Annotated in this window: 10 protein-coding genes and 1 riboswitch; of the genes, 4 read left to right on the top strand and 6 right to left on the bottom strand. The window is 67.5% G+C overall.

The genetic code is table 11. The features are described 5' to 3' along the window. The 3 genes from Q8Q88_RS10590 to Q8Q88_RS10580 form a co-directional block, all read right to left on the bottom strand. On the bottom strand, positions 1 to 814 hold an 814-nt coding region (locus Q8Q88_RS10590; RefSeq protein WP_305675159.1), incomplete at its 3' end, for an IS481 family transposase. An 84-nt stretch (positions 815 to 898) separates the two neighbouring features. Further along, on the bottom strand, positions 899 to 1,414 hold the full coding sequence (locus Q8Q88_RS10585; protein WP_305675158.1) for a GNAT family N-acetyltransferase: 516 nt from the start codon (positions 1,412 to 1,414) through the stop codon (positions 899 to 901). Further along, entirely contained in the window at positions 1,411 to 3,078 is a 1,668-nt protein-coding gene (locus Q8Q88_RS10580; RefSeq protein ID WP_305675157.1) for an NAD+ synthase, read from the bottom strand. Before Q8Q88_RS10580 ends, Q8Q88_RS10585 begins: the two co-directional genes overlap by 4 nt. A 171-nt stretch (positions 3,079 to 3,249) precedes the next feature. Between Q8Q88_RS10580 and Q8Q88_RS10575 the strand changes: the two genes are divergently transcribed. Continuing rightward, positions 3,250 to 3,735 (top strand): SRPBCC family protein, encoded by a 486-nt coding sequence (locus tag Q8Q88_RS10575; protein WP_305675156.1) that lies wholly within the window; start codon positions 3,250 to 3,252, stop codon positions 3,733 to 3,735. A 220-nt stretch (positions 3,736 to 3,955) separates the two neighbouring features. On the opposite strand, the gene dksA is transcribed toward Q8Q88_RS10575, so the two are convergent. Together dksA and Q8Q88_RS10565 are read right to left on the bottom strand one after the other, a co-directional pair. Further along, complete coding sequence (gene dksA / locus Q8Q88_RS10570) at positions 3,956 to 4,384, bottom strand: RNA polymerase-binding protein DksA (RefSeq protein ID WP_305675155.1); 429 nt, start codon at positions 4,382 to 4,384, stop codon at positions 3,956 to 3,958. 98 nt (positions 4,385 to 4,482) lie between these two features. Beyond that, positions 4,483 to 4,914 carry a flagellar assembly protein FliX gene (locus Q8Q88_RS10565; protein WP_305675154.1) on the bottom strand — a complete coding sequence of 144 codons (432 nt, stop codon included), beginning with the start codon at positions 4,912 to 4,914 and terminating at the stop codon, positions 4,483 to 4,485. Between the two features lie 211 nt (positions 4,915 to 5,125). Between Q8Q88_RS10565 and Q8Q88_RS10560 the strand changes: the two genes are divergently transcribed. The 3 genes from Q8Q88_RS10560 to Q8Q88_RS10550 are packed head-to-tail and all read left to right on the top strand — an operon-like array spanning position 5,126 to position 7,004. Beyond that, positions 5,126 to 6,232, top strand: coding sequence for a flagellar basal body P-ring protein FlgI (locus Q8Q88_RS10560; protein WP_305675153.1), 1,107 nt, complete (start codon positions 5,126 to 5,128; stop codon positions 6,230 to 6,232). Beyond that, complete coding sequence (locus Q8Q88_RS10555) at positions 6,232 to 6,549, top strand: rod-binding protein (protein ID WP_305675152.1); 318 nt, start codon at positions 6,232 to 6,234, stop codon at positions 6,547 to 6,549. The genes Q8Q88_RS10560 and Q8Q88_RS10555 overlap by 1 nt, the downstream gene beginning before the upstream one ends. 11 nt (positions 6,550 to 6,560) lie before the next feature. Further along, positions 6,561 to 7,004, top strand: a complete 444-nt coding sequence (locus Q8Q88_RS10550; RefSeq protein WP_305675151.1) for a flagellar basal body protein — start codon at positions 6,561 to 6,563, stop codon at positions 7,002 to 7,004. Between the two features lie 7 nt (positions 7,005 to 7,011). Here Q8Q88_RS10550 and Q8Q88_RS10545 read toward each other — a convergent pair whose 3' ends face one another. Next, the gene (locus tag Q8Q88_RS10545; RefSeq protein ID WP_305675150.1) at positions 7,012 to 7,368 is read right to left on the bottom strand and encodes a helix-turn-helix transcriptional regulator; all 357 of its coding nucleotides are present in this window, start codon (positions 7,366 to 7,368) and stop codon (positions 7,012 to 7,014) included. Positions 7,369 to 7,528: 160 nt separating this feature from the next. Next, a riboswitch (FMN riboswitch) is annotated at positions 7,529 to 7,699 on the top strand. Positions 7,700 to 7,871 lie beyond the last annotated feature (172 nt).

The raw sequence follows: 7,871 nt of genomic DNA, 5'->3' as shown, positions 1-7,871 counted from the left end.
TCGGGTAAGCCTGGGCGTAGGCCCATTCCCGTAGCGCGGTTTGGATGAAGCGTTCGGCCTTGCCGTTGGTCTTGGGTGTGTAGGGCTTGGTGCGGATGTGCTTGAGGCCCAGCGCCTTGCAGAGGTCGCGGAAGGCGTGGGATTTGTAGCAGGCGCCGTTGTCGCTCATCACCCGGGTCACGGTGACGCCGAGGCTCTTGTAGTAGGCGATGGCGGCCGTCAGGGCGGCGATGGCGCTTTCCTTCTTTTCGTTCGGCATGACCTGGCTGCAGGCGATCCGCGAGGCGTCGTCGATGCAGACATGGACATACTCCCAGCCGACGCCGCGGCCGTTGCTCTGGCCGGTGCGGTCGCCGGTGATGCGGTGGCCCGGCTTCTCGAAGCGGCCGAGTTTCTTGATGTCGAGATGGATCAGCTCGCCGGGATGCTCGCGCTCGTAGCGGACCACCGGGGCGGGCGGGTCCAGGTCCTTCGCCCGGCTAAGGACCGCCGTCCGTAGGATCCGGCTCACCGTGGCCGGCGAGACCCCGGTCTCCCTGGCGATCTGCCGGCCGCAGAAACGCTGGCGACGAAGGGCGATGACCCGATCCACGGTCTCGGCCGGCGTCGGCCGATGAAGCCTGCGAGGGCGCGACGAGCGATCCGCCAGGCCGGCCGGACCTTCCGCCTCGAACCGCTTCACCCATTTGCCGACCGTCTTGGCGTCGACGCCGAAGGCCGTGGCCACGGCCTTCGGCCGCTGTCCCGCCCGCACACGCCGCACCAGTTCGGCTCGACTGTGCTCCGTCAGCCGGGCATTCTTATGCACGTTCATCCGACCCTCTCCTGAGACCCTGTAGCTTCGCAACCACAGCTTCCCCGGTCAGGGTCGGATGGACAACCTATTGAGAGCTCACATCTAGCGCTCCAGCAGGATCACGTCGTCGTGGTAGTTGGTCCGGGCGAATTCGCGGAAGCCGGCCTTTTCCGCCACCCGTAGCGAGGGCGCGTTGTCGGGGCTGATCATGCAAACGGTCCGGCCGCCGGTGAACCTCTGGTCGGCCCAGGCGAGCGCGGCGTTCACCGCCTCGGTGGCGTAGCCCTTACCGTGGACTAGGGGCGACAGCACCCAGCCCATCTCAGGCGTCTCGCCGAAGGAGGGCGACATCTGGCGCTTAAAGTCGGCGAAGCCAACCTCGCCGACGAACCGCCCGCCGGCCTTCTCGCGCACGGTCCAGAAGCCGTAGTCCATCTGGTCCCAATGGCCGACATAGCGCAGCAGCCGCGACCAGACCTCGTCCAGGGCCGCGGGCTTGCCGCCGATGAAGCGGGTGACCTCGGCGTCGCCCCACATGGCGAAGCAATCGTCGAGGTCGGCCTTCACATGCCCGCGCAGAATCAGGCGCTCGGTCTCGATGACGGGAGCCCGGCTCACGCCTTGGTGACCTGGTCGCGGAAGCCGTTGACGATCGGATAGCGTCGGTCGCGGCCGAAGGCCCTGGCGCCCAGCTTCACCCCTGGGGCGGCCTGGCGGCGCTTGTATTCCGAATTGTAGAGCAGGCGCTGGATCCGCTCGACCGTGGCCGGGGCGTAGCCGCGGGCGACGATCTCGTCGAGGGTCGCCTCTTCCTCCACCAGCCCATGCAGGATGGCGTCGAGCTCGGCGTATTCCGGCAGGCTATCCTGGTCCTTCTGGTCGGGCCGCAGCTCGGCCGACGGAGCCTTGGTCAGGATACGCTCGGGGATCGGGTCGACCGCCACGCCGTAGGGATCGTGGGCGTTGCGCCATTCGCAGACGGCGTAGACGTCGGTCTTGTAGAGATCCTTCAGCACGTTATAGCCGCCGCACATGTCGCCGTAGAGCGTGGCGTAGCCCACCGCCATCTCCGACTTGTTGCCCGTGGTCAGCAGCATCAGGCCGAGCTTGTTGGAGAGCGCCATCAGCGACAGGCCCCGCGCCCGGGCCTGGATGTTCTCCTCGGTGAGGTCCGGCGCGCGATTCCCGAAGTGCGGGGTCAGCATCTGGGCGAAGGCGTCGACAGCGGGCGCGATGGAGATCTCATCCAGCCGGCAGCCGATCCGCTTGGCGCAATCCTCCGCGTCGTCCAGGCTTTCCTGGCTGGTGTATTTCGACGGCAGCATGAAGCAGCGGACGTTCTCAGGGCCCAGCGCGTCGGCAGCCACGATGGCGCTGATCGCCGAGTCCAGGCCGCCGGAAAGTCCAAGCAAAACACCTGGGAAGCCCGACTTCCTGACGTAATCCCTCAGGCCCATGACCATGGCGCGGTAAATCTCTTCCGGCCCCGTCACCCAGTCGCTCATCGGCGCCTCGACGCAGGTCCAGCCCGCCTCGCCCTTCTCCCAGGTCGAGATCGCTAGGGCCTCCTCGAACATGGGCAGGCGCATGACCACCTCGCCCTTGGTCGAGAGCGCGAAGGAGCCGCCGTCGAAGACCAGCTCGTCCTGGCCGCCGACCTCGTTGACATAGACCAGCGGCAGGCCGGTCTCGGCCACGCGCGCCTTGGCCACGTCCATTCGCTCGTCGTCGGCGGTGCGGCGGTAGGGCGAACCGTTGGGGACCAATAGGATCTCGGCGCCGCGCGCCTTCAGATCACCGCAGACGCCGGGCTTCCAGATGTCCTCGCAGATCGGCGCCCCGAGCTTGACGCCCTTCCACTCGAAGACCTCGGGCCGGTCGCCGGGTTCGAACACCCGCTTCTCGTCGAAGACCCCGTAGTTGGGCAGGTCGCACTTGAAGGCCAGCCCCCTGATCTCGCCGTCGGCGAGGAAGGCGAGCGCATTGCGTGGCCGCGAGGCGGTGTCCTTGCCGGGCCAGATCACGCCGATCAGGGCCGCGGGTCCTTCGCGGGTCTCCAGGGCCAGCCGCTCGACCGCCGCCTTGCCCGCCGCCCAGAAGGCGGGCTTCAGGGCCAGGTCCTCGGGGGGGTAGCCGTTGAGGAACAGTTCGGAGAAGAGCGCGATGTCCGCCCCGGCCGCACGGGCCTGCGCCAGACGCTCACGCGCCAGGGCCTCGTTATGGGCGATGGCGCCCACGGTCGGATTGGCTTGGACGGCGGCGATGACGAGGCGCTTGGACATGCGAGACATTTAGCGTTGCAGTTGGCGGATCGCTACTGGCCATGACGCTCGGCCGCGCAGGGTGTTCCGGCGCGGCGGGACCTAGGTCGCAAAAATATCGCGGGAGGGCTGTCGGATGGCGCCGCCCGCCCGCGTCCTAGGGGCGTAACTCGCAAACGACGGAGAGACCCAATGGCCGCCCAAGCCGCCCCCGCCGCCGCCGAAAACCGCGAACTGGTGCTGACCCGGATCATTGACGCCTCGCCCGAGGCCCTGTTCCGCTGCTGGACCGACCCCGAGCTGATGAAGCAGTGGTTCGCGCCCAAGCCCTTCACCGTTCCGGTGGTCGAGACCGACCTGCGCGCCGGCGGCGCCAGCCTGATCGTGATGCGCGACCCGGACGGCAATGACTACCCGAACCCCGGCGTCTATCTGGAGGTCGTCCCCAACAAGAAGATCGTCTTCACCGACGCCTTCACCGAGGCGTGGGAGCCGTCCTTGAAGCCGTTCATGGTGGCGACCGTCACCTTCGAGGACCTGGGCGGCGGCAACACCCGCTACACCGCCACCGCGCGCCACTGGACCGTGGCCGACCGCGAGACCCACGAGCAGATGGGCTTCCACGAGGGTTGGGGCATCTGCGCCGACCAACTGGCCGCGCTGGCCGCCACGCTCTGAGGCGGGCCCCGCGGCCAGATTGCACGATTGCGTTTTTGAATCTGCGTCCTCTCCCCTTTCGAGGGGAGAGGGTTGGGTGAGGGGATGCGGCGCGCAGCGGCGCTCTTCGGCCTCCCCACAATTCGTCGCGACGGCAAGGCCCCCCTCACCCTACCCTCTCCCCCCGACGACGGGTGGAGAGGAAGTGGTGTTGCAGGCCGCCGAGCTGAGGCGCTAAGCCTCAGTCGTCGCGATGAACGCGCTCGCGGCGCTCGTGGCGTTCCTGCGCCTCGAGGCTGAGAGTCGCGATCGGACGGGCTTCCAGACGGGCGACCCCGATGGGCTCGCCGGTGTCTTCACAATACCCGTACGAATTGTCCTCGATCCGGCGCAGGGCGTCGTCGATCTTGGCGATCAACTTTCGTTGACGATCGCGGGTGCGCAGCTCCAAAGCCCTGTCGGTCTCCGAGGTCGCCCGGTCCGCGAGGTCCGGATGATTCTCTGTTTCGCTCTGGAGATGGACGAGGGTCTCGCGGGATTCCCGCAGGATGTCCTCTTTCCAATTCAACAGCTTCTGCTTGAAATACTCAAGCTGACGCTCGTTCATGAATTCCTCGTCCTCGGAAGGACGATACTCGGGCTTGTCGGCCAACATTACCGCCGTGCTCATAGACGCCTCATGCCCCCTGGGAAACCGCCCCGACAACACGCGGAGCGCTTATACCAAAACAAAATCGGCTTTCAACGAACCTCGCTCGTCACGCGCGTTTAGGACGCAGAATTCGCGCGCTCAAGTTTGGCCAGTTCGACCGCCGCCCTCACCTCGATCTCGTCGAGAACGCCCGACAGGCGTTCGTCATCGACGCTCTGGCGCTGATCGCGGACCGCCGCGCTCAACCGCTCCAGGTCGTCGTGCGAGACCTCGCCGGCCAGTGTGCCCAGCTTGACCTCGTCCAGAATATCCAAGATTCGCCCGGCCCGGCCAACAGCCCGGCGGCGACGCTCCATCGGCCCGCCGACGTCCTGCAGGGCGAGCAGCGCATCGACGCTCATCACCCCGCCTAAGGCGCTGGCGCGCGCTACCTGCGCGGGTCCCGCGGGCGCGGCTGGCTCGGGCAGACGGAAACCGTCCCCACCGGCCGGACGCGCTTTGCCGGGGCCTTTCGCCGATCCGACGCCACTCGTGCCACTGACCTTCATGGAGGCCCTTTACCGACGTTTCGCGAGTCAGTCTCGCTCCGCATGTTTAGGGTATGGTTAATGCCGGGCAATTTCTGCCGCCGGCCCGTGTGGCGTCCCGACGCACCGCAACCCCCGCCATTGTTTTCATTGATTTTTACCTGAAATCACCGCTGGCACGCAGCTCGCATGGACTTGGGGGAGCTCAAAGTCGGTTTTGCGTCAGGATCCCATGCGTTCATCGTTCCGCGTCCTTAGCGCCGTCGTCCTGGCCGCCTCGCTCGCCGCGGGACCCGCCTTCGCCGGGTCGCGGATCAAGGACATCGTCGAGTTCGAAGGCGTCCGCGAGAACATGCTGGTGGGCTACGGCCTGGTGGTCGGCCTGAACGGCACGGGCGACAGCCTGCGCAACGCCCCCTTCACCAAGCAGAGCCTGGAAGCGATGCTGGAGCGTCTGGGGGTCAACACCCGCGACGCCAACATGAACACCAAGAACGTGGCCGCGGTCATGGTCACGGCCCGCCTGCCCGCCTTCGTGGCCGCCGGATCGCCCATCGACGCCAGCGTCTCGGCCATGGGCGACGCCAAGAGCCTGCAGGGCGGCACCCTGCTGGTCACCCCGCTGCTGGGCGCCGACGGCCAGGCCTATGCGGTCGGCCAGGGCACGGTGCAAACCGGCTCGATCTCGGCCGGTGGGGCATCGGGCTCCTCGATCTCCAAGGGCGTGCCCACAGCCGGGCGGATCGCCGCCGGCGCTATCGTCGAGCGCGAGATCGGCTTCCAGCTGGCCAGCATGAGCTCGATGCGGCTCACCCTGCGCAATCCCGACTTCAGCACCGCCGGCAAGATCGCCGGCGCGATCAACACCCGCTACCCGGGCTCGGCGCGGGCCGACAATCCCACCATCGTCACCATCAGCGCCCCGCGCGGCCAGGACATGGTCTCCTTCATCTCCCAGGTCGAGAACCTGTCGGTGGAACCCGACGGCCCCGCCAAGGTGGTGATCGACGAGGTCGCCGGCGTGATCGTCATGGGCGAGAACGTGCGCATCTCCACGGTGGCCATCGCCCAGGGCAACCTGACGATCACCGTGCGCGAGAGCCCCGCGGTCAGCCAGCCGGCTCCGTTCAGCCGCGGGGAAACGGCAGTGGTTCCGCAGTCCGACGTCTCGGTGGACGAGGAGACGGGCAAGCAGTTCCTCACGGTGAAGAACGGCGCCTCGCTCTCCACCCTGGTCTCGGGCCTCAACGCGCTGGGCGTCACGCCGCGCGACATGATCTCCATCCTGCAGACCATCAAGGCCGCCGGGGCCCTGCAGGCCGACATCGAGGTGATGTGATGGCCGATCTCGCCGCCGCCGTCGTCCCGCCCGGCCTGACCGCCGGCGCGCCCACCGCCGCCAACACGGCCGAACTGGCCAAGCGCGGCCAGATCGAGAAGACCGCCAAGGACTTCGAGGCCTCGTTCCTCTCGGTGATGCTGAACCAGATGTTCGCCGGCGTCTCGACCGAGGCCCCCTTCGGCGGCGGCCACGGAGAGGAAATGTTCAAGTCGTTCATGTCAGACGCCATCGCCAAGAAGGTGACGGCCTCCGGCGGGCTCGGGGTTTCCGACGCCATCGGGCGGGAAATGCTGAAGCTTCAGGGTTTGAGTTAGGGGACCGCGCCATGGCGCTCACAGCCACAGACGCCGACGACCGCGTCGGACAACTGATCATGCTGACCGAACGGCTCACCGAGCTGGTCGCGCTGGAGGCCCTGGCCTTCGAGCAGCGCCGGCCGCAGGACGCCGCGGTCCATATCGAAGAGACCTCGAAGCTCGCCAACCTCTACCGGCACGAGTCGGCCCGGGTCCGGGCCGATCCCAGCATGGTGGCCAGCGCGCCCCAGGCCCAGCGCACCCGGCTGATCCGCGCCACGGAGGCCTTCGACTCGGTGCTCGCCCGCCAGGGCCGCGCCCTAGAGGCCGCCAAGACCATCACCGAGGGCCTGGTCCGCGCCATCGCCGACGAGGTGGCCGCCCAGCGCAACACCGGCACGGGCTACGGCGCCGGCGCCATGCCGAGCGCGCCCGGCTCGGCGACCTCGATCACGCTCAACAAGCGCGCCTAGGTTCGGATCAATCCCCGTCCGAGGACTTCGCCTTGGCGGCGTCGGCCTTGATGAGCGTTTCCAGGGTGTCCAGCCGCCGGCTCCAGAACGCCTGATAGTAGTTCAGCCATTCGGTGGCGTCGGCCAGGGGCTCGGCCTCGATCGAGCAGACGTGCGAGCGGCCCTGCACCCGGCGGCGCAGCAGGCCGGCGCCTTCCAGCACCCGCACGTGCTTGGACGCCGCGGCGAAGGACATATCGAAAGGCGCGGCGAGTTCGCCGATATTGCGCTCGCCGCCCGCGAGGCTGCGCAGCATGGCGCGGCGCGTGGGGTCGGCCAGGGCGTGGAACACGTCGTCGAGGGCGGGTGATTCTTGCAAAACCATGCGGCTTAGGTAGCGCTTTTTCGCTCCAAACTCAACCGTCAGGTTCAATATTGCGGTTTCCGTGGCGGCAGTTCACGAAGTCTCGATCCAATGATTTAAACGCTTGTTTGAACGTCAGCATGGCGCCTAGACTGAGTCATCACCGGGCCGTTCCGGTGAAACGCGTTCTCAGGGCGGGGTGGAAGTCCCCACCGGCGGTGATGGCGTCCCTCCCCTTCCGGGGCGGGCCGCACAAGCCCGCGGGCGCCTGGCTGGCCGTGAGGCTCGTCAGGGACAGCAGATCCGGTGCGAACCCGGAGCCGACGGTTAGAGTCCGGTTATGAGAACCGCTGACGGCAGGACTCCTAGCGCATCCGCGCGACGAGTCGGTCGACGGCGTCTCCCTGAGTCGTGGTTCCAACCCCGATCAGGGAACTGACCATGACCCAAGTCACCTACGAACTCCCCACCGCCAACGGCGCCTTCCGCCAGGCCCGCATCGCCTTCATCCAGGCGGGCTGGCA

It is taken from the genome of Phenylobacterium sp. (genome assembly GCF_030697925.1).
Lineage (GTDB): Bacteria > Pseudomonadota > Alphaproteobacteria > Caulobacterales > Caulobacteraceae > Phenylobacterium.
The sequence above is the reverse complement of the archived record's forward strand: the minus strand, read 5'-3'. Positions and strand labels throughout refer to the sequence as shown.

Coding starts and splice junctions, on each gene's coding strand:
- Q8Q88_RS10545 (WP_305675150.1), bottom strand. CDS start 7,368: ATGGTTTTGCAAGAATCACCCGCCCTCGACGACGTGTTCCACGCCCTG.
- Q8Q88_RS10575 (WP_305675156.1), top strand. CDS start 3,250: ATGGCCGCCCAAGCCGCCCCCGCCGCCGCCGAAAACCGCGAACTGGTG.
- Q8Q88_RS10550 (WP_305675151.1), top strand. CDS start 6,561: ATGGCGCTCACAGCCACAGACGCCGACGACCGCGTCGGACAACTGATC.
- Q8Q88_RS10565 (WP_305675154.1), bottom strand. CDS start 4,914: ATGAAGGTCAGTGGCACGAGTGGCGTCGGATCGGCGAAAGGCCCCGGC.
- Q8Q88_RS10560 (WP_305675153.1), top strand. CDS start 5,126: ATGCGTTCATCGTTCCGCGTCCTTAGCGCCGTCGTCCTGGCCGCCTCG.
- Q8Q88_RS10580 (WP_305675157.1), bottom strand. CDS start 3,078: ATGTCCAAGCGCCTCGTCATCGCCGCCGTCCAAGCCAATCCGACCGTG.
- dksA (WP_305675155.1), bottom strand. CDS start 4,384: ATGAGCACGGCGGTAATGTTGGCCGACAAGCCCGAGTATCGTCCTTCC.
- Q8Q88_RS10555 (WP_305675152.1), top strand. CDS start 6,232: ATGGCCGATCTCGCCGCCGCCGTCGTCCCGCCCGGCCTGACCGCCGGC.